The organism is Bradyrhizobium sp. SZCCHNS2022 (genome assembly GCF_032377575.1).
GTDB lineage: Bacteria > Pseudomonadota > Alphaproteobacteria > Rhizobiales > Xanthobacteraceae > Bradyrhizobium > Bradyrhizobium aeschynomenes.
Genome location: NZ_JAUHHZ010000001.1, coordinates 4,631,784 through 4,658,069 on the forward strand (window position 1 = coordinate 4,631,784; position 26,286 = coordinate 4,658,069).

The window sequence follows — 26,286 nt, forward strand, 5'->3', positions numbered from 1 at the left end:
CCTCCCGGGCAGCCCGTGCTGCGTGCCCGAGCTGCAGCGCAGGCTTCGGAAATCGCGCACTAGTACATATTCGAATTTAATGATAGATTGACCGGCAAGTCCAGAGAGGATGGCGGCATGTCCGGTAAAATCACGGCGCGCGGGTTGGCAATATTGGCATCGGTCGCGGTCGCCGTACTGTGCCAGTCGTCGCCTCTCCTCGCTTCCGAACTCGTGATGTTCGAGCGTCCGGGCTGCGGCTGGTGCGCCCGGTTCAATGCCGAGATCGCGCCGATCTATGCCAAAACCGACGAAGGGCGCAGCCTTCCCCTGCGGCGGGTCGACCTGACCCAGCCGCTGCCGGCCGATCTCGCCGGCATCGATCCCGGCGCATTCACACCGACATTCGTTGTGGTCGATCAGGGCCGCGAGGTCGGGCGGATCCGCGGCTATCCGGGCGACGCGTTCTTCTTTGGGCTGCTCGGCCGCATCGTGAATGTTACAAGCGGGGCTCAAACCCGCTCCTGACGGACAATCGAGGGATCCAGAATCCATGCCGCTGCCGAATCTGAAGGATATCGAGACCTCCGCCGAGCTCGAGCAGATGATCGAGAAGGCGCGAGAGGCCAGCGAGATGCTCAAGGCGCTGTCCCACGAGTCCAGGCTGCTGCTGCTCTGCATCCTCTCCGAAGGCGAAAAATCCGTCACCGAACTCGAGCAGTTCCTCGGCGAACGGCAGTCGACGGTCTCGCAGCAGCTCGCCCGTCTCAGGCTCGACCGGCTGGTCACGACGCGACGCGACGGCAAGACGATCTATTACAGTCTGGCGAGCGAGGACGTTCGCAAGATCCTGACCGCGATCTATGACGTCTTCTGCGAGCCGGTCCGCAAGCGCCGCCGCTGAGCGTCGCTCTGCGCTGCGAAGATCGACGGCCGCATCCGGCAATCGGGCTCGAACGCCGACAGCGGGCTTTGCAAGAGGGTCTAGCTTCGCCGGCGATCCTGGCGCAGAGTGCCCGGACACGAACAAGGACGTCGGGGAGGAATGCTCGGTCCGTCAGCATTGACGTTCATGTGCGGGCTGTTGGCAGGCGCCGTGCTCGGGGTCGCCGGCCGCGCAGGTCGATTCTGCACGCTCGCGATGCTCGAGGACGCCTTCTTTGGCGCCGACACGCGGCGCCTCAAATCCTTTGCCCTGGCTGCGGCCATCGCGCTGGTCGCGACCCAGCTGCTCGCCAGCTTCGGCCTCGTCGATCTCTCCCGTTCGATCTATCTGACCTCCACCATTCCGCTCGGCGGCGCCATCCTGGGCGGATTTTTGTTCGGGATCGGCATGGCGCTGGTCGGCACCTGCGGCTTCGGGACCCTGGTTCGCATCGGCGGCGGTGATCTGCGCGCCATCGTCGTCTTTCTCGTGCTCGGCGTGTCCGCCCTGGCGGCGATGCGCGGTCTCATCGGATTCATGCGCGTGGGTCTGATCGAGCCGCTGTCCGTGCATCTGCCGGAGGCGATGAATCAGGGCATGGACACGCTGCTGTCCCTTGCGCTCGGGTCATATGCCCGGCCCGCGATCGTGTCCGTCACGGCGGTGGCGCTTGCGGCCTGGGCGCTGGCCGATGGACGGCTGGTGAAATCGCCGCGGCTGATGCTGTCGGGAGTAGCCGTCGGCGGCGCTGTCGCCTTTGGCTGGTTCGCAACCGGATGGCTGGGCAACGACGATTTCGACCCGGAGCGGGTAACCTCGCTCAGCTTCGTCGCCCCGCTCGGCAACACGGTGCTGTACATTGCCACGCTTTCCGGCAGCCACGCCGACTTTGCGATCGGCTCGGTCGCGGGGGTCATCCTGGGGTCCTTCGTCGCGGCAACGTTCTCGCGCGTCTTTCGCTGGGAAGCCTGCGACGACGCTCGCGAACTGAAGCGCCACATGGTCGGCGCGCTGCTGATGGGCACCGGCGGCATCATGTCGATGGGCTGCACCATCGGCCAAGGCCTGTCCGCATTCTCGACCCTCGCGCTATCGGCGCCGCTGACCATGCTCGCAATCACCTGCGGCGCGCGCCTTGGGCTCGAATACACGATGACCGGCGAATGGCGGCCCGCGCTCCTGAACCTGCTGCGCATGCACCCGTGATGAACGACAAAGCCTGACCGGCGCATCGCCCTCGCGCGCCCTCGGCGACGGAGATCGTCGCTCGCGTCAGACCGAGCACGAGGCGAAGCCCGGTGAGCAAGGGTTTCTCGAAGCAATCGGCCCGCGTACCCAGGCTCACATTGTATCGACCATGGCACTGATCACCATCGGGTGCCGGCTCATGCCCAGATAGTCGTTCGGACACCAGATCGCGACCTCGCGCTTGCCTCGCCCGAATGCCAGATCGCATGTGGCACGATAGCGCCGCCCTGATGCAGCCGATCCAGCGCATCGCGGAACATCCCGTCATATTCGGGCAAGAGGGCCGGACGATTGCGCCTGATCGTCCATGATCGACGCCCTGCCTGCTATCTTGCCCGGTTGAACTGGTAGGAGCCCTGGACGAACACGCCGTAACGCTCCGTCGTGTATCTCAGGACCTGATTGAACGAGTCGACGGCATTGGTGCTGAGATGCCACCAACGCCCACCGATGCCGATCCGGAAGTTGTCGGTCAGCTGATAGTTCAGGACGGTCTCGGCCTGGAAGCCGGTTCCTTGTCCCGAAGCAGGATCGCGACCGAAGGTGAAATAGTGCGTGTCGATCGCGTTCTGCGAGGTCCAGACATAAGCGGCCTCCACTTGCCAGTTCAGCCGATCCGACAGCCGCGTGTCGAGTGTGACACCCGCCCGTCCGGTGTGCCACCGATCCTGCTCGGTCACCACCTTGACGCCGGCGCCCAGCGCTGGACTGCAGATCACCGGATTGCCGCCCACCTGGGTGCAGCCGCGCGCATCGACGGTTTCCGTCCAATACTGATAGCCGACGAAGGCGCCAAACCGGAAGCGATCGGTTTCCAGCAGGTTGAAGCCGACATCGAGATTCGCGTATTGCAGCCGCCCGCCGACATTGCTGACGGTCTTGGATGACGGATTGACGAAGGGAGCGAAATCCTCGTCGACGAGCGTGCCCGAGCTGATCTTGCCCGTACCGATATAGCCCTTCAGGAACATGTTGGTGAACGGGCCGTCGAGCGCATCGACCCTGAAGAACATCTCGCCGCTATGCCCGGTCATGCCGCCATAGGCGAGCCGGGAGACCTGCTGCGTGGCGGCCTGGTCGGCGAAATAGCGATAGCGATTCTGGCCCGAGCTGAACCAGTAGCGAACGCCGGTCTCCAGCATGTAGGACGGCATGATCGACGCACGCGACTGCAACGGCATGTCGCCCGAGCCCGCCCCCTGCCCGCCTTGCAACGCTGCGGGCCTGGCCCAGGCGCAACTGACGATCGAGGCGTTGCACTTGGTGACACCGTCGGCGTTGAAGTCGCGCCGCAACGTGACCGTCGCGAACAGATCCTTGGTCGTCGTCTTGACGTTGGCCAGCGTGCTGTCGACGAACCGGTACCCGATCTCCGTTTCCAGGCTGATCTCCTTCGACCAGAGATAGCTGACCAGCAGCGACGGCAGGATCGTGTACTCCTTCAGGTCGGTCTTGGTCCCGGACCTGTACCCCGCCCGCAGCCGCGGGCTGATGGAGAGATCGGGCGTGATCGGATAGCGCGTGGCGAGATCCAGCACGTAGAACTTCGAATCCGCCAGGCTCGCGTAGCGCAGCGCGCCCATGAACAGATCGCCCGGCTTGATGATGCCGTTCCCGGTCAGCTGAGCCGACAGATAATATTCGAGGCCGCTCGCCGGTGTGCCGTCGACGCCTCCGGACGGCAGCGTGCCGGTCAGATTGGTGACCGTGGCATCGGCGGCGACCTGCCAGGTCTCGTTCAAGGGCCGCGAATAGCTCACCATCGCCGACTGGAACGTCGGCGTCCGGTCGATCGCGAGCTGCCTGATCTCGCCCGCGGTGTTGAACTTCATCATGTCGTAGAGCGTCAGGAAGGGTTGGCCCTGCAACGCATTCCAGGTCGAGAGAAAGGGCACCCGCCGATAATCGAACGAGGCGTTGACGACCGACTTGTCCTCGAACGTATACGTTCCCGAGAACACGGCCGCATTGAGCGCGCGGAAATGCGTGTCGTAGTCGATCAGGCCGAGCAGCGACTTATTGGCGTCGAAATAGCGGAATTCGGCGCCGATGGCCTGGCGGTCGACGATGTTGCGGTCGTATTGCGTGATCAGGTAGACGGTGGTTTCGAGCCCGCCCAGGATCTTGCCGAAGTCGATGCTTGCGCCATAGAGCGTCTTGCCGTCCTTGAACGGTGCGTCGAAGCGGCTCCAGTTCGGCGAGCCCGCAAGCACGTTCAGGCGCAGGCCGGGGCTCTTCTGCCAGCTCAGCACCGCACCGTCGAAACGTCCGATCACACCGCCGGTGTTGCGGGATTGGCGTCCGAGACGCAACGTCACATCGGCTTCCTTGAGCGTGTAGTCGACCTGCGCGGTCGAGACGCCGTACTTGTCGTTTCCGGTATCGAACTGGCGTTCATGGGTGAAAGCCAGCCTGAACTTGGTCCTGATGCGATCGTTGTCGGCGGTGCCGAGAAAGTCGAAATTGGTCAGCAGCGTGTTCTGGTGGACACGGTGCGCGTCGGGATCGGCATTCGGGTTCGGCGCGATCGCCCTGTCCTTGACGGCGCTGGTCGTGTCGTTGGTAATGAAGGTCGTCGACAGGCTGCCCGACATCGACCAGCGGGTATCGCCGTTCGGCCCTGCCGCCTTGGTCGGCATATCCGCTCCCATGTCGGGGTTGGCAGCAGGCATGTCGCGCGGCCGCGCCGGCGCGCTGCTGGTCGCGGTGAGAAGCGCGGCGAGCCGCTGTCTGACGCGCTCGGCGCCCTCGCCGCTCGGATAGCGGCGCAGATAGTCTTCATACTCGGCCTGGGCGGCGGCGGTCTGGCCGGCCTTCTGGCGCGCGACGCCGAGCAGCTCCTGCGCCTCGGCGCTCGAACCGTTTTCGGGAAGTTTCAGCACCTTCCTCAGGAGATCGATCGCGGCGCTGAAATTGCCCTTCTTGATCGATGCGCGCGCCTCGTCCATCGACGCCTCCGCAAACCGGATATCCGCCGCGGAGGGCTGCTGCATCGAGCGATTGTCGTTGCGGACCGACGCCGCCGCACCGGGGATCACTGCCGGCTGCGGGGCTTCCGGAGCGGCCACGCTCGGCACCAGGGCCTTCACCTTGCAGGCCGACACCGGGCCCTTCCGGGCAATGACGATCGCCACCTGCTCGAAGCTGCCGGATTGCACGATCTGGTAGGTGAACTCGCCGCCAAACTGGACGACGAGGATCGGTCCTCGGTTCTGATCGAGCGTCAGATAGACGTCCTGGATGCCGGAGCCCTGGGCGTTGTCGACACGCACACCCTCGCGTCTGACCAGGCGCCGCGCAGTGACGGCGTCCCGATCGACCAGTTGCAGCGAGACACTGAGCTGGCTGCCCTGGTCGAGCGGGAAATGCCCGGTGTAGCGGACGCGGACGTGAAAATTGACCCGCAGGAGGCTGCAGTTTCCGACCGTCGTGGCATTCGCGCTGGCGACGAACTGATCGATGACCGGCTGGGCCGGTGCAGCGCCAAGGGCGCCATCGAGCAGGATCGCGAGCAGGCCGGTCAACAGGATGATCGCCCCTCGGGGCGACCTCGCTGCCGCGGCCATTCTGAAGCGGCCGCGCATCACCAGCCGCCTCCATTGACCCGGTGCTGCCGCTGGCGGCGGGTGACGATGGCGGTCTGCGACTTGTCAGCATAGATGTGGCACGCGCCGGTGCAGTCCTTGAGCTCGGCGACGGTGTAGTTCATCGGTGCCGGCTTCAGGAGCTTGGCGTGCTGCTGCGGCCGGAAATCATTCGCGTGACAGGCGGCGCAGTCAGGCCTGTAGGCCGCGAACTTGAAGGGGACGGCTTGCGAGTTGCCGCTGTGGCAGGCGGTACAGCCGATCGCCGCGCTATGGTTCGGATAGCTTGCCGACATATGCCGGTAGTTCACCGAGCTCCAGCTGATCGTCCGGTGGCAACTCTCGCAGGGGACGTTGGTCACGAAGTGCTTCTGCGACTTGCCGGTGGCGTTGGAGCCGTTGTGACAGCTGGCGCACGGCGCCGTCAGGCTGGCGTGATCCATCCGTGCGCCCGAGAACGACACGGTGTTCTTGTGGCAGCTTTCGCAGGGCGCGCTGGTGACCACGTGACGCGGCGGCTTGCCGCTGGCCGATGATCCGTTGTGGCAGGTGGCGCAGGCTGCCATCGTCCCGGTGTGGCTGAAACGCGCGCCACTGAAGGTCGTCGTGCTCTTGTGGCAGGTCTCGCACGGCGCGTTGGTCGCGACGTGCTTCTGCGGCTTGCCGCCCGCGGCCATGCCGTTGTGGCAGCTCGCGCAGGCCGCCGACGTTCCGGTATGGCTGAAGCGGGCGCCGCTGAACGTCGTCGTGCTCTTGTGGCAGGTCTCGCACGGTGCGCTGGTCGCGACGTGCTTCGGCGGCTTGCCGCTCGCAGTCATGCCGTTGTGGCAGCTCGCGCAGGCCGCCGTGGTCCCGGCATGGCTGAAGCGGGCGCCGCTGAACGTCGTCGTGCTCTTGTGGCAGGTCTCGCACGGCGCATTCGTCGCGAGGTGCTTCGGCGGCTTTCCAGGCGCATTCATGCCGTTGTGGCAGGATGCGCACGGTCCCTGCGCGGTCATGTGGTTAAATCGCGCGCCGGGCTCTGGGGCGCTCGGCCCGGCAAGTCCTGCCCTCGGGCTGAACGTCGGCAGCAGCGACGGAAGCCGACCCGCGTTCTTCGCCTCCGGCGAGTCGGTGCCGGCGGCACCGATCGGAGGCGCGAGCTTGCTGCGCAGATCATTCGGTACAGACGCGGTGGGAGCGGACGTCGTTTGCGGCAGCGAGCTCGGCGGCTGCGGCACAGCGGCCACCACACCGCCGGGCTTCGCGGAGCTTTCGGATCTGGAGAGGCCTGGCGCCGCGGCCGAGCTCCCCGCTTCTGAGCCGGTCGTCGCGGCCGTCGACGTCGCAGCCGTATTCGCCAGCGGCTTGCTGCTGAACAGGAGCGTCGAGCTGGATGATGCAGCGGGCTTGGTCGCAGCTGCGGCCTGCGATGCAGCTGGTGCAGCGCTCGCACCCGGTGCGGCATCGGGAATCGTCGCTGCCGTCATGGTGCGGTTGGCGGTCGAGGCCGGCGTCACCGCCTTTGCGACCGGAGCCTGGGCCTGAACCACCGACCTCGCCGTGGTGGAGCAACCCGCCGCCGGCTTTTGCGGGTCGTCGTCCCAGCTGGAGAAGTTGGCGGCGGCGCGGACGTGGCAGCAGCCGCAATCCTGGGTCTTGGCGCTGTGATCCGGCCCCTGCGCTCCTCTGCGGCCCTGGCTCCGGTACGAGCCGTTGTGACAGCTGTCGCAGCGCGTCGCGTGCACGGCGGCATGGCTCATTGTGTAGGTCGCAAAGCTCGCCGCGGTGTTGCTGTGGCAGTTCGAGCACTGGACGCCCGTCACCGGAATGTGCGGCGGCGTCGTCAAGCCCTTCGCGCTCGAGCCGTTGTGGCAGGTGGAGCAATTGGTATTGGCAGCGGAGTGGGTGAACGCAGCGCCACCCCAGCTGGTGAAACCACCGCTCGCCGCTTTGCTGTGACAGCTGACGCAGTCGGCTCCGCCAGTCGCGACGTGGCCCGGGAACGACGCCGTGCCCATGGCACCCTTGGTGCCCTGGCCGGTGAAGCTGCCGTTATGGCAGCTGTCGCAGCGCGCCGTCGCCACCGCGGCGTGGTTCATGGTGTAGGTCGTGAAGCTCGCCGCGGTGTTGCTGTGGCAGTTCGAGCATTGCAGCGTCCCGGTCGGGATGTGCGGCGGCGTCGTCATGCCCTGCGCGGTCTTGCCGTTATGGCAGGCCGCGCAATTGGTGTCGGTGGTGGCATGCTTGAACGCCGCGCCGCCCCAGCTGGTGAAGCCGCTCGCGGCCTTGGCGTGGCAGCTGACGCAGTCGGCGCCGCCGGTCGCGACATGGTTCGGGAACGACGCCGTGCCCAGCGCACCCTTGGTGCCCTGGCCGGTGTAGCTGCCATTGTGGCAGCCGTCGCAGCGCGCCGTCGCCACTGCGGCGTGGTTCATGGTGTAGGTCGTGAAGCTCGCCGCGGTGTTGGTGTGGCAGTTCGAGCACTGCAAGGTGCCGGTCGGGATATGCGGCGGCGTGGTCATGCCCATCGCGGTCTTGCCGTTGTGGCAGGCCGCGCAATTGGTGTCGGTCGCCCTGTGGGCGAACGCGCCGCCGCCCCAGCTGGTGAAGCCACCGCTGGCGGCCTTGGCGTGACAGCTGACGCAGTCGGCGCCGCCAGTCGCGACGTGGCCCGGGAACGACGCCGTGGCCATGGCGCCCTTGGTGCCCTGGCCGGTGAAGCTGCCGTTATGGCAGCTGTCGCAGCGTGCCGTCGCCACCGCGGCGTGGTTCATGGTGTAGGTCGTGAAGCTCGCCGCGGTGTTGGTGTGGCAGTTCGAGCATTGCAGCGTCCCGGTCGGGATGTGCGGCGGCGTGGTCATGCCCTGCGCGGTCTTGCCGTTGTGGCAGGTCGCGCAATTGGTGTCGGTTGCGGCATGCTTGAACGCCGCGCCACCCCAGCTGGTGAAGCCGCTCGCCGCCTTGCTGTGACAGCTGACGCAGTCGGCGCCGCCAGTGGCGACGTGGTTCGGATACGACGCCGTGCCCAGCGCACCCTTGGTGCCCTGGCCGGTGAACGAGCCGTTGTGGCAGCTGTCGCAGCGCGCCGTCGCCACCGCGGCGTGGTTCATGGTGTAGGTCGTGAAGCTCGCCGCGGTGTTGGAGTGGCAGTTCGAGCATTGCAGCGTCCCGGTCGGGATGTGCGGCGGCGTCGTCATGCCCTGCGCGGTCTTGCCGTTATGGCAGGTCGCGCAATTGGTGTCGGTCGCCCTGTGGGCGAACGCGCCGCCGCCCCAGTTGGTGAAGCCACCGCTGGCGGCCTTGGCGTGACAGCTGACGCAGTCGGCGCCGCCGGTCGCGACGTGGCCCGGGAACGACGCGGTGCCCAGCGCACCCTTGGTGCCTTGGCCGGTGAAACTCCCATTATGACAGCTGTCGCAGCGCGCCGTCGCTACCGCGGCGTGGTTCATGGTGTAGGTGGTGAAGCTCGCCGCGGTGTTGGAGTGGCAGTTCGAGCATTGCAGCGTCCCGGTCGGGATGTGCGGCGGCGTGGTCATGCCCTGCGCCGTCTTGCCATTGTGGCAGGTCGCGCAGTTGGTGTCGGTCGCCCTGTGGGCGAACGCGCCGCCTCCCCAGCTGGTGAAGCCGCTCGCGGCTTTGCTGTGACAGCTGACGCAGTCGGCGCCGCCGGTGGCGACGTGGTTCGGGTACGACGCCGTGCCCAGCGCACCCTTGGTGCCCTGGCCGGTGAACGAGCCGTTGTGGCAGCTGTCGCAGCGCGCCGTCGCCACCGCGGCGTGGTTCATGGTGTAGGTCGTGAAGCTCGCCGCGGTGTTGGAGTGGCAGTTCGAGCATTGCAGCGTCCCGGTCGGGATGTGCGGCGGCGTCGTCATGCCCTGCGCGGTCTTGCCGTTATGGCAGGTCGCGCAGTTGGTGTCGGTCGCCCTGTGAGCGAAGGCGCCGCCGCCCCAGCTGGTGAAGCCGCTCGCGGCTTTGCTGTGACAGCTGACGCAGTCGGCGCCGCCGGTGGCGACGTGGTTCGGGTACGACGCCGTGCCCAGCGCACCCTTGGTGCCCTGGCCGGTGAACGAGCCGTTGTGGCAGCTGTCGCAGCGCGCCGTCGCCACCGCGGCGTGGTTCATGGTGTAGGTCGTGAAGCTCGCCGCGGTGTTGGAGTGGCAGTTCGAGCACTGCAGCGTCCCGGTCGGGATGTGCGGCGGCGTGGTCATGCCCATGGCGGTCTTGCCGTTGTGGCAGGTCGCACAATTGGTGTCGGTCGCCCTGTGGGCGAACGCGCCGCCCCCCCAGCTGGTGAAGCCACCCGACGCTGCCTTGGCGTGGCAGCTGACGCAGTCGGCGCCGCCGGTGGCCACGTGGTTCGGGTACGACGCCGTGCCCAGCGCGCCCTTGGTGCCTTGGCCGGTGAAGCTGCCATTGTGGCAGCTGTCGCAACGTGCCGTCGCCACTGCGGCGTGGTTCATGGTGTAGGTGGTGAAGCTCGCCGCGGTGTTGGTGTGGCAGTTCGAGCATTGCAGCGTCCCGGTCGGGATGTGCGGCGGCGTCGTCATGCCCATCGCGGTCTTGCCGTTGTGGCAGGTCGCGCAGTTGGTGTCGGTGGCGGCATGCTTGAACGCCGCGCCGCCCCAGCTGGTGAAGCCGCCCGACGCCGCCTTGGCGTGACAGCTGACGCAGTCGGCTCCGCCAGTCGCGACGTGGCCCGGGAACGACGCCGTGCCCAGCGCGCCCTTGGTGCCCTGGCCGGTGAAGCTGCCGTTGTGGCAGCTGTCGCATCGCGCCGTCGACACCGCGGCGTGGTTCATGGTGTAGGTCGTGAAGCTCGCCGCGGTGTTGGTGTGGCAGTTCGAGCATTGCAGCGTCCCGGTCGGGATATGCGGCGGCGTCGTCATGCCCATCGCGGTCTTGCCGTTGTGGCAGGTCGCGCAATTGGTGTCGGTGGCGGCATGCTTGAACGCCGCGCCGCCCCAGCTGGTGAAGCCGCCGCTCGCGGCCTTGGCGTGACAGCTGACGCAGTCGGCGCCGCCGGTGGCCACGTGGTTCGGGTACGACGCGGTGCCCAGTGCGCCCTTGGCGCCCTGGCCGGTGAAGCTGCCGTTGTGGCAGCTGTCGCAGCGCGCCGTCGCCACCGCGGCGTGGTTCATGGTGTAGGTGGTGAAGCTCGCCGCGGTGTTGCTGTGGCAGTTCGAGCATTGCAGCGTCCCGGTCGGGATGTGCGGCGGCGTCGTCATGCCCATCGCGGTCTTGCCGTTATGGCAGGTCGCACAATTGGTGTCGGTCGCCCTGTGAGCGAACGCGCCGCCGCCCCAGCTGGTGAAGCCGCCCGACGCCGCCTTGGCGTGGCAGCTGACGCAGTCGGCGCCGCCGGTGGCCACGTGGTTCGGGTACGACGCCGTGCCCAGCGCGCCCTTGGTGCCTTGGCCGGTGAAGCTGCCATTGTGGCAGCTGTCGCAACGTGCCGTCGCCACTGCGGCGTGGTTCATGGTGTAGGTGGTGAAGCTCGCCGCGGTGTTGGTGTGGCAGTTCGAGCATTGCAGCGTGCCGGTCGGGATATGCGGCGGCGTCGTCATGCCCATTGCCGTCTTGCCGTTGTGGCAGGCCGCGCAATTGGTGTCGGTCGCGGCATGCTTGAAGCCGGCGCCAGCGAAGCTGGTCGTGCTGGTGTGACAGGTCTCGCACGGCAGATTGGTCTGCAGATGGTTGCCGGACTTGCCGCGCGCCGTCGTGCCGTTGTGGCAGTTGGCGCAGCCGGCGACGATGCCGGCGTGATCCATCTTCATTCTGATACGAAAGCTGGCCGTCGACCTGTGGCAGACATCGCAGGGCGCGGTGGTCGTGACGTGACTCTTCGGCTTGCCGCGTGCCATCACGCCGTTGTGGCAGGTCGTACACGAGCCCTTTGCCTGAGTATGATCGAGCGCGCGAACGTCCTTCCATGACGAGGTCTGATGGCAGCCCTCGCAGCGCCGCGTGGTCATCGGGTGGTTGACCGACATGCCCGCTGTCTGCGCGCCGTTGTGGCAACTGGCGCACTGCGTCTGCGTGCCCTTGAACCGCCCACCGACGTGACACGACGAGCACTCCACCCCGACATGGCCTCCGGTCAGCGGAAAGCCGGTCGAGAGATGGTCGAACGATCCCTGTGCAGCAGCCTGCCCTGCAAACACGAAGGCGAGCAGCATAACAGCGAGCAGCCACCGCACCAGACGGTGCGATGCTCGCCCCAACAGCCCCAGCTTGCTGTAGCAGCTGCCCAACTCGAACTCCGATCTTCACTCTCGACTCGATCGCGATCCGGACGTGCAACGGCGATCGGACTCATCGAGCAGAGACCTTCCGGGCCTCGCTGATCGACGGTCGCCGCGACAAATCCAATAGCTTCTGCAGATTTCCTGTACGGCCCGGCGGCATGTCTCCCCAGCCACCGAATACGCCGAACGCCCCCTGCTCCTTTGATCCAGCGCTACGTCGATCGAGCGGCGACTAAGTCATCAGCTAGATCAGGCAGCGTATGGTACGCCTACGACAGGACTTCCAGAGACGCGCAAAGCTGGCCCAAAACTGGGCCAAGCTGAACTCAAGCTGAATGGCTCGTCGGGTTTCCGGCCTGCTTCGCTCGCAAGGTTCTCGCAGCGCATCGCTCGAGCCATTGAACTGCGGGGAGGCCGACAGCTCTTGCGAGCTCATCTCAGCTCGACGGGATCTCCGACGTCCGATGCGGCCGGGCAGCCGCTCGAATCAGTTCCTGATCTGAACGTTGCGCCATCCCGTGGCGACATGACAGCGCTCGCACGTCTGGCCAAACGTGCCGTTGTGCACGTCCGAGCTGCGATGACAGCTGAAGCAATCCATCGGAAGCTTCAGGTCCGGCGGCGACTTCGCCTTGTGACAGGCCTCGCACGTGATCTTCTGATGAACGCCGACCAGCGGAAATCGCGTCTGCCGCGCGTGATCGAAGCGCCACAGCCGCCATCCGTTCGGATTGTGACACGTCGCACACCGCCCGCCGAGTTTCCCCTGATGGAAATCCTTGTGGCAGCTCTCGCAGGCCATCGGCGTGTTCTTGTAGGCCGAAGTCCGGTGGCACTCCTCGCAGGGCACCGATTTGTGCAGGCCGATCAATGGAAAACGTGTGATTTCATGATCGAAGGAGAGCTTTTTCCGCCAGCCGATATCGCTATGGCACGTCTCGCAACGCTCGCCGAGCTTGCCCTGATGCGGATCCTGCTTGCGGTGACAGGACACGCACGACGTCGCGAGCTTGTCCCGATAGAGGTCGCCGGTATGACAGCTCTCGCATTTCACCTTGGCATGCGCATTCCGCAGCGGGAATCGAGTCTTGTCGTGATTGAAGCGGACCGTCTTCCACTTGTCCTGATCGTGACACGTCTCGCATTTGTCGCCGAAGCGGCCGCCATGGACATCCTGAAGACGGTGGCACGAGCCGCACGACGTCTGCAGGTCCTTGTATTGCTGGCCGGAATGACACGTCGCGCAAGCGACCGATTTGTGGGCGCCCACGAGGGGAAACCGGGTCTTCGTGTGGTCGAACTCCTTTGGTGCGCGCCACTTCACCGCCGTGTGGCAGTTCTCGCAGCGTTCACCGAGGCGGCCACGATGCGGATCGAGCGCCTTGTGACACTCGAAGCAGGTCGACGGCGTGTTGCGGAATTTCACCTTCGCGACGTGGCATCCTGCGCAAGGGACGTTCCGGTGCGCATCGACCAGCCGGTAGTTCGTCATGTCGTGGTTGAAGGTCTCCTTGTCGAGTTGGACGATGTCGGTCCCTCGCCCCTTATGGTCGGTGTGACACTGCCTGCATTCCTGAGTCAGCGCCGCCTGGTCGTGTCCGTGCAGACGCTCACGCTGCCTGCGATCGACGGCAATCTCCTTGTGGCAATCGAGGCAGAGGCCCGACTGCGCCTTCCGCGTAAAGGCTTCGTGGCACTTTCCGCATTCGCTCTCGAGCTTGGCGTGCTTTTCGGTCAGCGGGCCGGGCATGACCAGCTTCTCCAGCAACGTCTGCGCTCGAAGTCCGACCGACAGCATGGCGACGCCGACCAGGAGGGCGACAAGGGCAGCGAGGCGCCACCGCATCACGCAACTCCGTCAATAGTGATGCACGGCCCAGACATGAACGAGACCCGCCAGCAGCATGAGGAAAAACAGCGGCAGATGAAGCACATGCCACAGTGAAAACAACCGTTCGAAGAATGTCAGCTCAGCGGCCTTCCGCACGGCCGCAGCGTACCGCCGCACGACCGCTTCGATCCGTTTCTCGCGGCGCCGGCGCTCGGACCACGACCATCGCGCACGCTTCGCTTCAGCGCGAATAAGCCGGCGCGCTTCCGCAACCACGTTGGCACGCAACCGCCTCGTGCGCGCCGCGATGATCGCTCCCGTCCGCAGGCTGCCCAGCGCTGTCAGCGGCACCTTGTTGTCGAGCCCCTTGCTGAAGGCGGCGAGCTCCCGCGACACGAACGATGCAGCCTGCATCTCCTGACCGAGCTCCGTCCTCATTGCCTCGGCTTCCGCAACCAGCTCCTTGACACGCGCCCTCCCGCCATGAAGGCCCATATGGATCTTGCCATAGATGTACCGACCGATCACACCGCTGATCGCCACGATCAGCATGGCGAAGAACGCCACGTTGCTGTTGAGCGCTCCCAGCTTGAAATTCGCATGAAACAGGATGAGCACGGGGCCGGCGACGCCGAGCAGCATGTGGGTTCTGAACCAGAACGGCACCGATCCCATCCCGCGCAGCGACTTGAAGCGCTTGCGCATCGAATAGGCCAGAAGCGATAGCATCGCGGCGCTGCCGTAGATTCCGAGCCAGTATCCGGTGCCGGATCCCGGCGTAATATACTCCTCCTCCTTCTGCAGCCAGCCGACGGCAATCGCTCCGAGAACGATGACCGTGATGACGACCGGAACGGCTCCTCGAAGAGGATTGCCGCTCACGCGAGCGACCGTTGCCCTGCTCATGTCCTTGACGCGTCCTGCGAAACCCGATTGCCGGATCGGCGGATGTCCGGCTCACCTGCAGATCTCCGCATCTCAATCAAGAGAGCATTTAGTGATAACCACTTGCAACAACTCCTCCGATCTTCCGACACTGACGTCATTAGTCCGAAATCAGCGCGAGCCATATTTCCGCCGACGCCATCTGTTCAACGAATGACCTAATCCTTGTCCGCAAGACGACAGATCATTCTGGAATTTCTATGTCGACATCTCTTGAGAGGAATTTGCATCTAGCACCGACGTCGACCGTTTCGCGCTGCGGTCAGCGACTCCACCGCCCTTCTGTTAGTTCGTAGAATTAGGGGAGCGAGAACGACATGGCGCTCGATCTCCTGATCGTCTACGCAGCTCCGATGCTCGGCGTCTGGGCCACCTACATGGCCGTGCGCAAGAGACGAGAGATAAAGAGCGTCGCGAAGCTCTCGGCTGCCAAGGACGCCGGTCTTCTCGAGCCGGCATCGCTTCATCCGATCATCGATCCCGCCTTGTGCATCGGCTGCGGCTCATGCGTCAGGGCATGTCCGGAGGGAGACATTCTCGGCCTGATCGGCGGCAAGGCGTCGCTGGTGGAGCCCTCGCATTGCATTGGACACGGCGCCTGCAAGGCGGTGTGCCCGGTGAACGCCATCACGCTGGTGTTCGGCACCGAGACGCGCGGCATCGACATTCCGAACGTGGACGAGGCATTCCAGACCAACGTGCCCGGCCTCTTCATCGCCGGCGAGCTCGGCGGGATGGGGCTGGTTCGCAACGCCATCGAGCAGGGACGTCAGGCGATCGACTCCGTCCGCAAGATCAAGACCATCGGCAAGTCCGACATGCTGGACGTCGTGATCGTTGGCTGTGGTCCGGCCGGACTCTCCGCCAGTCTCGCCTGCCTGCAGCATAAGCTGCGCTTCGTCACCCTCGAACAGGACTCGCTCGGCGGCACTGTCGCGCACTTCCCCCGCGGCAAGCTGGTGATGACCGCCCCCTTCACGCTGCCGCTCGCGGGCAAGTTCAATTTCAGGGAGCTCAGCAAGGAACAGCTGATCGCCTTTTTCATGGGCATCGTGCGCAAGGCCCGTCTCAAGGTGCACGTCGGCGAACGCGTCGAAGCCGTCACCCGAGCCGGAGAAGACTTCGAGGTCAGGACCAACCGCGGCAACTACCGAACCCATGCCGTGCTTCTGGCGATCGGACGCCGCGGAACGCCGCGCAAGCTGGAGGCTCCAGGCGAGGAGCAGACCAAGGTCGTCTATCGGCTGATCGATCCCGAGCAATATCGCGGCCAGCACGTGCTCGTCGTCGGCGGCGGCGACGCCGCGCTGGAAGCCGCGTGCTCCATCGCCGACGAGCCTGGAACGACGGTGACGCTTTCGCATCGCAGCGAGTCCTTCAATCGCGCCAAGCTGAAGAACCGCCAGCAGGTCGAAACCGCCGCTCGATCAGGGCGGCTTCGCGTCATCTACAACTCGTCGGTCAAACGGATCGGCCGTGACGACGTCGACATCGATGCCGACGGCAGCATGAACACGATCCCAAACGATGCCGTCATCGTCTGCGTCGGCGGCATTCTGCCGACCGCTTTCCTGAAGAGCATGGGTATCGAGGTCGAGACGAAATATGGCACGGCATAGATCTTCTCTCGTCATCATCCCCCTGATCTGTCTCGTCGGCTTGAACATGGCGTCGGTGGCGCTGTCCGACGACGCGCCGACGGGCGCAAGCGCCGGTGCCACCCAGGCTGCCGATGCGGCGATCCGGGTCGGACGTCCCGAGGAAGCCGTGAAGCTGCTCGAGCGCGCGGCCAGCGCCGGCGATCCGGAGGCACAGTACCGGCTTGCATCGCTCTACCGCTCGGGTCTAGGCACCCGATCCGATGACGCGCTGGCGTTCAGATGGATGGACGCGAGTGCAAGGAAGGGGCACGTCAAGGCGCAATACAATGTCGCGACGATGTATCTCGCGGGGCGCGGGACGCCGGCCGATCCCGAGCGCGCGCGCGATTGGCTGCGCAAATCGGCGACCGCCGGCTATCAACCCGCAGAGCGGTTGCTGGCCGACATGGCCAATCGACCTTCGTTCCCCCGCACCCGCGAGACGGAGCACGTAGCAGCGCGCAAGCCGCCTCCGACGCTCGATGCGCAGGCCGCGATGCGAAATGGCCATCCAGCCATCATCGATGCGGCCCTCCGCGGTCAGCTCGATCCGATGCGCCAACTGATCGCTGCGAAGGCCGACGTCAATGCGGTCAACGAGGACGGCGATACACCGCTGGCGATCGCCGCGGCGGCCGGGCATCTGCGGCTGGTGGAACTGCTGCTGGCCTCAGGCGCCACCCCGAACACGGGCAACCGGCGCGGCGACACGCCGTTGATGCTGGCCGCGGACAAGGATCACGCAGACGTCGTCAAACTGCTGCTGACGCGGGCGGCCGATCCATCCGCCGCGCGGCCGGACGGCTCGACCGCATTGCTGATCGCGGTCAGCCGCTGCAACGTCGCCGCCACCGCCGCGCTTCTCGAGGGCGTTTCGAGCAGCCTGCCGACGACAGCGGACGGCCGGACCCCGCTGATCCTCGCGGTCGCATCATGCGCCAATGCCGCGCTCGATCGGCAGCTCGTTCAGAAGTCCGACCTCAATGCCGCCGATACGCAAGGCCGTACCGCACTCTGGCACGCCGCCAATAACGGCAATGTACGGGCCCTCGATCAACTGATCCGTGCCGGCGCCGGCGTCGACCGCGCCGACGCCGACGGAAAGACGCCGTTGCTCACCGCCATCGAAGGTCGCAGTGCCCCAGCCTCGCTGTTTCTACTGGAGCATGGCGCCGATCCCAGACGTGCGACCACGAGCGGAAACACTGCGCTGATTCTCGCTGCTCGCGCCGGGCTCGCCGACGTCGTCGCGGAACTTCTCAAACGCAAGGCCGATCCGAACTTGCGCAACGCCCAGGGCATGAGCGCACTGATGATGGCCGCGACTGACGGCCATGTCGGCATCGTGCAGAGCCTGCTCGCCGCCGGGGCCGAGAAGCAATTGAAGAACAAGCGGCGCGAGCGTGCCGCGGACATTGCGACAGCCAGCGGCCATGGCGATATTGCCAAGCTCCTGGAATAGCGACGAGCCGTCCTGCATCCGCATCCGTACCAGCGCCGATGCGGCATTCGCCGCGCGAGCCATAAAGAGCTATCAGCGGGCATTTCTCGACCAGCAAGGCGCTTCGTCGCGGAATATAGCCCGCCGATTAGCCGATGCAAATCAGTTGCATTAACACTACGGCGCACGTCGAATGATCATCATCGTTCGGTACGAATGATGCCTCATTCGGCGCATTGAGTACCAGTTCATCACGGACACTTGATAGTTAGTCGCAGGAATAGTCGCTGCGGTCGGGGAGCCAACATGACAGCGGAGGCCGGATCCTTTGCACTCATTATCGCGCTTGTCGTGTCGCTGGCGCAGTCGATCGTTCCGTTTGCGGCGCTGCGTCGCCAGTCCGCGATGATCGCCGGCTTCGTTCGTCACGCCGCCCTGACTCAGTTTCTGTTCGTCGCGATCGCGTTCGTATGCCTGACGTCGCTGTTCGTTCACTCCGACTTTTCGGTGCAGGTCGTCGCGGCCAATTCGCACACGCTGAAGCCGCTGCTCTACAAGATCTCCGGTGTCTGGGGAAACCATGAGGGATCCATGCTGTTGTGGGTCCTGATTCTCTCGGTGTTCGGCGCGGCGGTGGCGCTGTTCGGCACCAACCTGCCCGACAGGCTGCAGAGCAACGTGCTTGGCGTCCACGGCATGATCGGCCTTGGCTTCCTGACCTTCATCGTCTCGACCTCGAATCCGTTCGCACGGCTGATCGATGCTCCTCTCGAAGGCAACGGATTGAATCCGATCCTGCAGGATCCAGGCCTCGCGTTTCATCCGCCGTTTCTTTACCTGGGCTATGTCGGCTTCTCGATGGCCTTCTCATTTTCGGTTGCCGCGCTGATCGAGGGCAGGGTCGATGCAGGCTGGGCCCGCTGGGTTCGGCCGTGGGTGCTGGCGGCCTGGTGCTTTCTCACGATCGGAATCACGCTCGGGAGCGCATGGGCCTACTACACGCTCGGCTGGGGCGGCTGGTGGTTCTGGGACCCCGTCGAGAACGCCTCCTTCATGCCGTGGCTTGCGGGGACGGCCCTGCTGCATTCCGCTCTTGTGGTCGAGCGCCGGAATACGCTCCAGAGCTGGACGATCCTGCTGGGAATCGTAACCTTCTCACTGAGTCTGATCGGGACGTTCCTGGTGAGGTCCGGGGTGCTCACCAGCGTTCATGCCTTCGCGCAGGATCCATCGCGCGGCGCCTTCATCCTGGCGCTGATCCTGGTGGCGACCGGCGGGGCATTGACGCTGTATGCGATCCGCGCGCCGAGCCTGAAGCACGGGGCCTTGTTTGCTGCCGTCAGCCGCGAGAGCGGCCTGGTGCTCAACAACATGCTGCTCACCGCGGCCGTCGCCACGGTGTTTCTCGGCACGTTTTACCCGCTGATCGTCGACATGTTGGGCAACGACAAGATCTCCGTCGGCCCTCCGTACTACAACATGACGTTCGTTCCGATCATGGTCCCGGTGCTGCTCGCCATGGTGGTCGGCCCGGTTCTGAAATGGAAGCGCGATATGTTCGTCGCGGCGTTGCAGCGGCTCCGCCTCGCCGGAGCGCTTGCGGCATTCGTCTCCGTCGCCATCCTGATTGCGACGTTGGGGCAGCGTTTCCTGGTCGCGTTGTTCTTCGGCATCGCCGTCTGGCTCGTCATCGGCTCGCTGATGGTGCTGGTGCATCGCATGCGCCTCGGCCCGGCGACCCCGCTGGCGACATCGCTCAACCTCGCGCGCACCACGCCGCTCGCGGTCTACGGGCTGGTGCTGGCCCATGCAGGAATGGGCGTCACCGTCGCGGGCATCACGGGAATGACGGCGTGGGCCAGCGAAAAGGTGCAGATGCTGCGGCCGGGCGAGAGCCTGCAGCTTGCGGGCTATGACATCAAGCTGCGCTCGATCGGAAAGGTCCCAGGCCCCAACTACGAAGCCGAGCGGGGCGTCTTCGACATCACGCGGAACGGCAAGCCGTTCACGCAGCTGTCGAGCGAGCGCCGCTTCTATCCCGTCCGGCAGCAGATGACCACCGCCGCAGGCATCCGCACCAACCTGATCTGGAACGTATACGTGACGCTCGGTGATCCCGACGACAAGGGCGGCTGGGCGGTGCGCTGCTACTATCATCCACTCGTGCCGCTGGTCTGGATCGGCGCGCTGATGATGGCTTGCGGCGGCTTCATCTCGCTGGCCGACCGGAGACTGCGCGTCGGCGCGCCGCGCCGGGCGATACCGGCCGTGCCGGCGGCCGTTCCTGCCGAATAGGACGAGACATGTCGCGCCTCCCTTATCTCATCCCCGTCGCAGCCTTTGCCGCCCTGGCGGTCGGGCTGGCGTTCAGCCTGACCAACGATCCCCGGCGGATGCCTTCGACGCTCATCGACAAGCCGACGCCGCGCTTCCAGCTTGCATCGCTCGATGGCAAGAGTGCCGGTCTCGCCAATACCGATCTGCAAGGCGACGTCATGCTGCTCAACGTGTTCGCGTCCTGGTGTCCAGGGTGCCGCGTCGAGCACCCGATGCTGCTCAAGCTCGCAGAGAGCGCCGCGATCCCGATCTACGGGCTGAACTGGAAGGACGATCGGAACGACGGCAAGCGCTGGCTTGCCAAGCATGGCAGTCCCTATGCCCGCGTCGGCTCCGATGAGTCCGGCCGGGCAGGCATCGATCTCGGGGTGACCGGTGTCCCCGAGACCTTCGTCATCGACCGGGCCGGCCGCATCCGCTTTCGCTATCCCGGTCCGCTGACCGAGGATGTGTGGCGCAGCGATTTCGAACCGCTGCTGAAGGCCTTGAGGAGCGAGTCATGAGTCGGTCGCGGATCCGAATGACCGCGCTGATCGTCGCCTCGCTCGCCCTGACGACGAGCGTGTCGCCGTCCCTTGCAGTGCTTCCCGACGAAATGCTGCGGGACGAGCGGCTGGAAGCCCGGGCGCGCGCGCTGGGCCAGGAGCTGCGCTGCGTCGTGTGCCAGAATCAGAGCATCGACGACTCCAACGCTCCGCTGGCGCATGATCTGAGAGTCCTGCTGCGCGATCGCCTGCAGGCCGGTGATAGCGACCGGCAGGCGGTGGACTTCCTGGTCGCGCGCTACGGCAATTTCGTCCTGCTCAAGCCGCCCCTGCAGTGGAATACGATTCCGCTGTGGATCGGCCCGCTCCTCGCACTGCTGATCGCCATCGTCGTCTTTGGCCGTTACGTCCGCCGGGCGTCGGCCAATGCGGCAGCGCCCGAGACGGAGCGCGCCGCTCCGCTCAGCGCCGACGAACTCAAAGCCATCGAGGCGATCCTCGATCAACGGAGCCTTTCATGATGCTGTGGCTGATCCTGACGGCGATGATTTCCGTGGCCGCCGTGCTCATCTCGACGCCCTTCATCCGCGGCTACGAGCGGAGACAGTTGGCCTCGGCGCAGGGACTCGCCGTCCACCGCGACCAGCTTCGCGAGATCGAGAACGACACCGCGCGCGGCCTGATCGACAAGTCGGACGGCGAGACCACTGCCAACGAGATCAGACGGCGCATTCTTGCCGCGGCTGCCGCTGAACAGCCGCCAGCCTCCCCCCTCACCAGCTCGGAACGAAAGTTCGCGCTCATCGTCGTCACGACGACGGTCGTGTTCGGCTCCGTCGCCCTGTACGCGCTCGTCGGAAATCCGGATGTGCCCGCAGCCGGGTCGGGCCAGACCGCCGGCAGCACCACCGCGAGGTCGGTCGCCGAGGCGCGATCCGACGCCGGCACCCAGGCCATAGCCTCGCTGGAGCAGATGACCGGGCAGGACGGACGCGACCGGCCGCAGCAGGGCAGCGGCCTGCCGCCGGTCGAGGAGATGATCCAGCGTGTGCAGACGCGACTGGAGCGCAATCCCCGGGATGCCGATGGATGGCGGCTGCTGGGCTGGTCGTTGTTCAACATCGAGCGCTTTGCCGAGGCGGCGCAGGCCTACGGGCGCGCCACGGAGCTGCGGCCGGGCTCGGCCGAATACCGTAGTGCGCGCGGCGAAGCGCTGGTGCGGGCCGCGGACGGCACCGTCACATCGGACGCGCGCGCGGATTTCGATGAAGCGCTCAAGCTCGATCCCAAGGACGCGCGCGCCCGCTTCTTCGTCGGCGTCGTGAAGGAGCAGGAGGGCGACAAGCGAGGTGCGATGGCCGACTGGACCGCCATCGTAGCCGAGTCCGATCCGAACGAGCCGTGGCTGCCCGATCTCAAGCAGCGGCTCGACGCACTTCGCCGCGAGCTCGGAGAGAGCGGCAGCTCGTCCCCGCCTGTTCGGCCTGACCTCTCCGCCGAGCGCATGCAGCAGCTGCTGCGCTCCGGTCAGACGGCCGCGAGCGAGCCGGCCGAGCCGCGCGGCCCCCGCCCCGATGACATCCGCAAGGCGGAGACCATGTCCTCGGATGACCGCAACCTCATGATCCGCGGTATGGTGGACGGCCTTGCGACACGGCTCGAGCAATCACCGAGAGATGCGGAGGGCTGGATCAAGCTGATCCGCTCACGGGTTGTGCTGGGCGAGGTCGAGGCGGCCAAGCAATCCCTGCAGCGCGCCCTGTCGATCTTCTCAGAGGACGTTCCCGAACGCACGCGCATCGCCGACTCCGCCCGGCAGCTCGGGATCAATCCATAGCGTCCGGGGCCGATCCGCGTGTCAGCATCAGCGGCCCCTTCTACAGACTGGAGTCGTGGCAAATGCGCATTCTGCTCATCGAGGACGAGCCCGTCTACGCCGAGCGCATCAAGGCAAGCCTGGCCGACGCCGGCTTCGAGGCGGATCTCGCGACGGATGGCAGGCAAGGCTGGATGCTGGGCAACAGCCAGCCCTATGACGCCGCGGTGCTCGATCTGGGTCTGCCGTGCATCTCGGGCCTCGACGTGCTGCAGCGCTGGCGTCATACCGGACACACGATGCCGGTGCTGATCCTGTCCGCGCGCAGCGGCTGGGCCGAGCGCGTCAACGGTCTCAACGCGGGAGCGGACGACTATCTCGAGAAGCCCTTCAAGGCCCAGGAGCTCGTCGCACGGGTCAAATCGCTGCTCCGACGAGTCGGCAACAGACCTGAAACGGTGCTCCGTCTCCGTCAGATCGAATTCAATCCTGCGGCAGGCTCGGTCAGGAAGGACGGTGAGATCGTCGACCTGACCGCACTCGAGTTGCGTATCCTCGAACTCCTCATGCGCCGCGCCGATCATATCGTGTCACAGACCGAGCTGCTGGACCACATCTATGCCGGCAACGATCATGGCGACTCCAACACCGTCGAGGTCTACATTGCTCGTCTCAGGAGAAAGCTGGGACGCGACTGCATTCGCACCATCAGAGGCTTGGGCTATCGCTTCGGATAGAACAATGTTCCGTCGCAACTTCCGTGCCCGAATGATGGCCGTCGCCGCGATCTGGATTTCGATCGTCTTGTTCTCCAGCGGGCTCGGGCTTTCGATCGTCATTCGACGTGTCGTCGAGGCGCACATTGATCATGACCTGCTCGATCATGCCCGCGAGCTCGTGGATCTCGTGGAGCTCGACGCAGCGCAGCGGCCAATCGTCACCCGTCATCTGAGCGACCCGCGCTTTTCCCCTGCCCGGTCCGGCATGTATTGGCAGGTCATTCTGCAGAACGGCAGCAGCGCGCGTTCGCCGTCGCTGCAGGACGATCTCTTTCTGTCATTCACACCCGACGACGGATCCTCGAGCACCGTGACGACGCTCACGAATGTGGAGGGGCCGACCGGGCCGCTGCGCATGATTCGAACCGTCAGCGAGCCGTCGCGTCTCGGGCAACCGCTCGAAGTCCGCATCGGCGCGGATGAGCGGCTGATCAGCGACGAGATGCAGCACCTCAATCTGACGCTGGTGGCGATGCTGGGCTTCATGGCACTCGCCATGGTCGGCACAGCCTACGCCCAGGTCGTCTACGGACTGCGGCCGCTGCAACGCATGGGTCGCGCCATCGTGGACGTGCGCAGCGGCAAGACCACCCTCCTGCCCGAGGACCTTCCGGGGGAAATCATGCCGCTGGTGACCGAGTTGAACGGAATGATCACGGCCAATCTGACGATGGTCGATCGTGCCCGGGTGCTCGCCGGCAATTTCGCGCATGCGCTGAAGACACCGCTGGCCATTCTCGACGAGGAAGCGGCGCGGCTGAGGGCGTCCGGCCAGGGGCATCACGCCCGGGCCCTCTCGGAGCAATGCTCGCGAATGGCGCTGCTGATCAACTATCAGACAGCGCGCGCCAAGGCGTCCGGAATCGCAAATGCGGGCGCCTGCTCGCTGTTGGCAGACGTGCTGAGGAGCGTCATCAACACCTATTCTCGATTTGGTCCGGGGCACGAGCGGCGGTTCGACGTCGAAGGCCCGACCGACCTCGTCGTCGCCTGCGACACCAACGATCTGACCGAGCTGATCGGCAACCTGCTCGACAACGCCGCCAAATGGGCGCGCGACCGCGTCGTGATTTCGATTCAAGACCTCGAGGGCACCGTGTTGATCACGGTGGAGGACGATGGGCCGGGCATTCCAGTCGAACATCGAACCCGTGTGTTCGACGTGGGCACGAGACTCGACGACACGAAGCCGGGGACCGGGCTCGGCCTCGCGATCGCCCGCGACCTGATCAGCCTCTATGACGGTCGACTGTGGATCGAGAATTCGAGAATGGGCGGCGCCGCCCTCAAGCTCGCGCTGAAAAAGAAGGCCAGCCTAAGCTCATCGTAGCTCGGCTTCTTACGGCACCACCTCTCCACAAGCCTTCTCCTCCCCGGCCCTCTCCTTGCAGGTGGCGCGCCGCTCTCTCCTGGAGCGGACGACTGCCGGTTCTGCGGGACGCAATCGTCACCGGCGAGGCAATCACCGACTCCATAGCTCTCTTATGCTCCGGCCGGGCGCCAAGCGAAGGCAGATCGAGGCCACACTTTATGGGGAACTCGGCACCGTCCTGAGCTGGACCACAGCTCAAAAGGACAAGGGAGCAAAAACCAAAACTCCCACAGCCGGGGCGGCTGCGGGAGTGTCGGCCTCAGTGGTTGCGGGGATAGGATTTGAACCTATGACCTTCAGGTTATGAGCCTGACGAGCTACCGGGCTGCTCTATCCCGTATCAATGAGAAACGCTTGTATAATCTTATATTTACGGAGGGCAAGAAATTAAATTGCGCTCCATTTTGGCGTCATGTGCCAGTTATGTGCCATTCAGCCGCCCGCTTTATTCCTCGGGCCAGTTCGCGGGCATGTCCAGCAATGTCCCCACCGTTGATCCCTCGGACCGTTGATATGCCCCATTTACTAGCGTCAACTCGGCCGTTCCCAGATTGAGCGCGGGCACGGGCTTTCCCGCCCAGGGATTAGGGATCAGGAGCCCATTCTTGGTGACAAAGTTCCAGGCATCGATGCGGAAGAAGGCGAGCACTGCGCTCAACCGCGTGTTCTGTGGTTGTCCATTTGGTGGGCCATACCAAATGCCGTCCGGCCTCCGAAGGTGTTCCTCCTTGAGAGTCCCATCGGGCATTCTTGTGAGGGCAACATACGGTTCGCCCAAAAGCGCGTCGATTACACCTTCCTCGCGTTGATACATCGATAGGCAGTCGATCGCGACAACGTAGGGGTGATCGAGCTCTCCATATCGCGACGCCTTCTTTTTGAGGCCGGGGCGAATTTCCTGATGCGGCGTGATCTGGTTAATCGGGAAGTTACGCACGCCGACGGCTCGATCGCCTTCCTCGGGCTTATTTCTGGGGAACGCCCGCAGTTCGATCCGGCAGCCGTTCTCCTCGTATTTGAATGGGGCGGCGTCCTTGGCGGCCTCACCGGCGGGCAATCCAGCGATCCAAGATTGTACGCCTCGCTTGAGCTTCTTCAGTGAAAGAGGAGCGGTTGGAAGCCCCTCGGTCGTGAGTGAGAGAAAATTGTTCGGCGAAGGAACGTTGTCGATGGCGGCAAGGGCCGTGTTGAGCCGCGCGTACGCTGCGGTTTCCTGATTTGAGCGTCCAGAGGCCAGAACGGCTTCCAGATAGAACCGCTCGCCCGCAGAAGTTTCGACGAGAAAATCGGGGGACTTATTCGTGTGTTGAAGCTTGGGCTCGATTTCGACGATCTTACAGCCTCGAGCACGAAGGAATTTGTGAAGGAACAGCTCGAAAAACGCACTCTGATGGTGATCATCAATATCGGAGCGCAACCGGGCGACGAGGCCTTCACGGTGAGATTCCGGGTATTCCGATATCCACTCATCGACCAAATCGCGCACCCGCTGGGCTTCGGCGCGACTGCTCTTGTTGAGGTAGGAAAAGAGTGGCTCGCCTTCCTGACGCGGCTGATCATTCTCCCGGGCAATATCGTCAAATATGCCCATTGGCATGCAATCCGCTTGCTGCAACCATTCCTTAAGTGTAACGCGAAGGTTAGCACAACTCAAAAAATCCCGCTCTAATTCGTCCT

Annotated in this window: 16 protein-coding genes and 1 tRNA gene; 11 read left to right on the forward strand and 6 right to left on the reverse strand. The window is 64.9% G+C overall.

Annotated features, from left to right (window positions below; genetic code table 11):
- The first annotated feature begins 117 nt into the window (after positions 1 to 117).
- From QXZ94_RS20830 to QXZ94_RS20840, 3 genes are all read left to right on the forward strand, one after another.
- Entirely contained in the window at positions 118 to 507 is a 390-nt protein-coding gene (locus tag QXZ94_RS20830; RefSeq protein WP_315721995.1) for a thioredoxin, read from the forward strand.
- Between the two features lie 25 nt (positions 508 to 532).
- Positions 533 to 883 carry an ArsR/SmtB family transcription factor gene (locus tag QXZ94_RS20835; RefSeq protein ID WP_172113100.1) on the forward strand — a complete coding sequence of 117 codons (351 nt, stop codon included), beginning with the start codon at positions 533 to 535 and terminating at the stop codon, positions 881 to 883.
- A gap of 141 nt (positions 884 to 1,024) precedes the next feature.
- Positions 1,025 to 2,110: a YeeE/YedE family protein gene (locus tag QXZ94_RS20840; RefSeq protein WP_315721996.1), complete on the forward strand. Its 1,086-nt coding sequence runs from the start codon at positions 1,025 to 1,027 to the stop codon at positions 2,108 to 2,110.
- Positions 2,111 to 2,478: 368 nt separating this feature from the next.
- Here the strand turns inward: QXZ94_RS20840 and QXZ94_RS20850 are convergent, their stop codons facing one another.
- The 4 genes from QXZ94_RS20850 to QXZ94_RS20865 all read right to left on the reverse strand — a co-directional run bounded on the left by QXZ94_RS20850 (position 2,479) and on the right by QXZ94_RS20865 (position 14,499).
- The gene (locus QXZ94_RS20850; protein ID WP_315721997.1) at positions 2,479 to 5,676 is read right to left on the reverse strand and encodes a hypothetical protein; all 3,198 of its coding nucleotides are present in this window, start codon (positions 5,674 to 5,676) and stop codon (positions 2,479 to 2,481) included.
- Between the two features lie 59 nt (positions 5,677 to 5,735).
- The gene (locus QXZ94_RS20855; RefSeq protein WP_315721998.1) at positions 5,736 to 11,969 is read right to left on the reverse strand and encodes a hypothetical protein; all 6,234 of its coding nucleotides are present in this window, start codon (positions 11,967 to 11,969) and stop codon (positions 5,736 to 5,738) included.
- Positions 11,970 to 12,450: 481 nt separating this feature from the next.
- Positions 12,451 to 13,809, reverse strand: coding sequence for a cytochrome c3 family protein (locus tag QXZ94_RS20860; protein WP_315721999.1), 1,359 nt, complete (start codon positions 13,807 to 13,809; stop codon positions 12,451 to 12,453).
- Between the two features lie 12 nt (positions 13,810 to 13,821).
- The gene (locus tag QXZ94_RS20865; RefSeq protein WP_315722000.1) at positions 13,822 to 14,499 is read right to left on the reverse strand and encodes a pyridine nucleotide-disulfide oxidoreductase; all 678 of its coding nucleotides are present in this window, start codon (positions 14,497 to 14,499) and stop codon (positions 13,822 to 13,824) included.
- Between the two features lie 557 nt (positions 14,500 to 15,056).
- Here QXZ94_RS20865 and QXZ94_RS20870 point away from each other — a divergent pair.
- From QXZ94_RS20870 to QXZ94_RS20905, 8 genes are all read left to right on the forward strand, one after another.
- Complete coding sequence (locus QXZ94_RS20870) at positions 15,057 to 16,358, forward strand: NAD(P)-binding domain-containing protein (RefSeq protein WP_315722001.1); 1,302 nt, start codon at positions 15,057 to 15,059, stop codon at positions 16,356 to 16,358.
- Positions 16,345 to 17,841, forward strand: a complete 1,497-nt coding sequence (locus QXZ94_RS20875; protein WP_315722002.1) for an ankyrin repeat domain-containing protein — start codon at positions 16,345 to 16,347, stop codon at positions 17,839 to 17,841. The genes QXZ94_RS20870 and QXZ94_RS20875 overlap by 14 nt, the downstream gene beginning before the upstream one ends.
- A gap of 285 nt (positions 17,842 to 18,126) precedes the next feature.
- A complete protein-coding gene (locus tag QXZ94_RS20880) occupies positions 18,127 to 20,115 on the forward strand; it encodes a heme lyase CcmF/NrfE family subunit (RefSeq protein ID WP_315722003.1) in 1,989 nt (662 codons plus the stop codon).
- Between the two features lie 8 nt (positions 20,116 to 20,123).
- Positions 20,124 to 20,660, forward strand: coding sequence for a DsbE family thiol:disulfide interchange protein (locus QXZ94_RS20885; RefSeq protein ID WP_315722004.1), 537 nt, complete (start codon positions 20,124 to 20,126; stop codon positions 20,658 to 20,660).
- Positions 20,661 to 20,677: 17 nt separating this feature from the next.
- On the forward strand, positions 20,678 to 21,163 hold the full coding sequence (locus QXZ94_RS20890; protein WP_315722005.1) for a cytochrome c-type biogenesis protein: 486 nt from the start codon (positions 20,678 to 20,680) through the stop codon (positions 21,161 to 21,163).
- A complete protein-coding gene (gene ccmI / locus QXZ94_RS20895) occupies positions 21,160 to 22,479 on the forward strand; it encodes a c-type cytochrome biogenesis protein CcmI (protein WP_315722006.1) in 1,320 nt (439 codons plus the stop codon). Before QXZ94_RS20890 ends, ccmI begins: the two co-directional genes overlap by 4 nt.
- Positions 22,480 to 22,541: 62 nt before the next feature.
- Positions 22,542 to 23,195, forward strand: coding sequence for a response regulator transcription factor (locus QXZ94_RS20900; RefSeq protein ID WP_315722007.1), 654 nt, complete (start codon positions 22,542 to 22,544; stop codon positions 23,193 to 23,195).
- 34 nt (positions 23,196 to 23,229) lie between these two features.
- Entirely contained in the window at positions 23,230 to 24,567 is a 1,338-nt protein-coding gene (locus QXZ94_RS20905) for a HAMP domain-containing sensor histidine kinase (protein ID WP_315722008.1), read from the forward strand.
- Between the two features lie 305 nt (positions 24,568 to 24,872).
- Here the strand turns inward: QXZ94_RS20905 and QXZ94_RS20910 are convergent.
- Positions 24,873 to 24,949 (reverse strand) — tRNA-Met (locus QXZ94_RS20910).
- Between the two features lie 105 nt (positions 24,950 to 25,054).
- On the reverse strand, positions 25,055 to 26,200 hold the full coding sequence (locus tag QXZ94_RS20915) for a hypothetical protein (protein ID WP_315722009.1): 1,146 nt from the start codon (positions 26,198 to 26,200) through the stop codon (positions 25,055 to 25,057).
- Positions 26,201 to 26,286: the final 86 nt, after the last annotated feature.

What these genes read in the sequence shown, in the direction of transcription:
- QXZ94_RS20900 (WP_315722007.1), top strand. Translation starts at nt 22,542, where the DNA reads ATGCGCATTCTGCTCATCGAGGACGAGCCCGTCTACGCCGAGCGCATC.
- QXZ94_RS20885 (WP_315722004.1), top strand. Translation starts at nt 20,124, where the DNA reads ATGTCGCGCCTCCCTTATCTCATCCCCGTCGCAGCCTTTGCCGCCCTG.
- QXZ94_RS20890 (WP_315722005.1), top strand. Translation starts at nt 20,678, where the DNA reads ATGACCGCGCTGATCGTCGCCTCGCTCGCCCTGACGACGAGCGTGTCG.
- QXZ94_RS20915 (WP_315722009.1), bottom strand. Translation starts at nt 26,200, where the DNA reads ATGGGCATATTTGACGATATTGCCCGGGAGAATGATCAGCCGCGTCAG.
- QXZ94_RS20880 (WP_315722003.1), top strand. Translation starts at nt 18,127, where the DNA reads ATGACAGCGGAGGCCGGATCCTTTGCACTCATTATCGCGCTTGTCGTG.
- QXZ94_RS20835 (WP_172113100.1), top strand. Translation starts at nt 533, where the DNA reads ATGCCGCTGCCGAATCTGAAGGATATCGAGACCTCCGCCGAGCTCGAG.
- QXZ94_RS20870 (WP_315722001.1), top strand. Translation starts at nt 15,057, where the DNA reads ATGGCGCTCGATCTCCTGATCGTCTACGCAGCTCCGATGCTCGGCGTC.
- QXZ94_RS20830 (WP_315721995.1), top strand. Translation starts at nt 118, where the DNA reads ATGTCCGGTAAAATCACGGCGCGCGGGTTGGCAATATTGGCATCGGTC.
- QXZ94_RS20865 (WP_315722000.1), bottom strand. Translation starts at nt 14,499, where the DNA reads ATGCGCAAGCGCTTCAAGTCGCTGCGCGGGATGGGATCGGTGCCGTTC.
- ccmI (WP_315722006.1), top strand. Translation starts at nt 21,160, where the DNA reads ATGATGCTGTGGCTGATCCTGACGGCGATGATTTCCGTGGCCGCCGTG.
- QXZ94_RS20905 (WP_315722008.1), top strand. Translation starts at nt 23,230, where the DNA reads ATGGCCGTCGCCGCGATCTGGATTTCGATCGTCTTGTTCTCCAGCGGG.
- QXZ94_RS20860 (WP_315721999.1), bottom strand. Translation starts at nt 13,809, where the DNA reads ATGCGGTGGCGCCTCGCTGCCCTTGTCGCCCTCCTGGTCGGCGTCGCC.
- QXZ94_RS20875 (WP_315722002.1), top strand. Translation starts at nt 16,345, where the DNA reads ATGGCACGGCATAGATCTTCTCTCGTCATCATCCCCCTGATCTGTCTC.
- QXZ94_RS20840 (WP_315721996.1), top strand. Translation starts at nt 1,025, where the DNA reads ATGCTCGGTCCGTCAGCATTGACGTTCATGTGCGGGCTGTTGGCAGGC.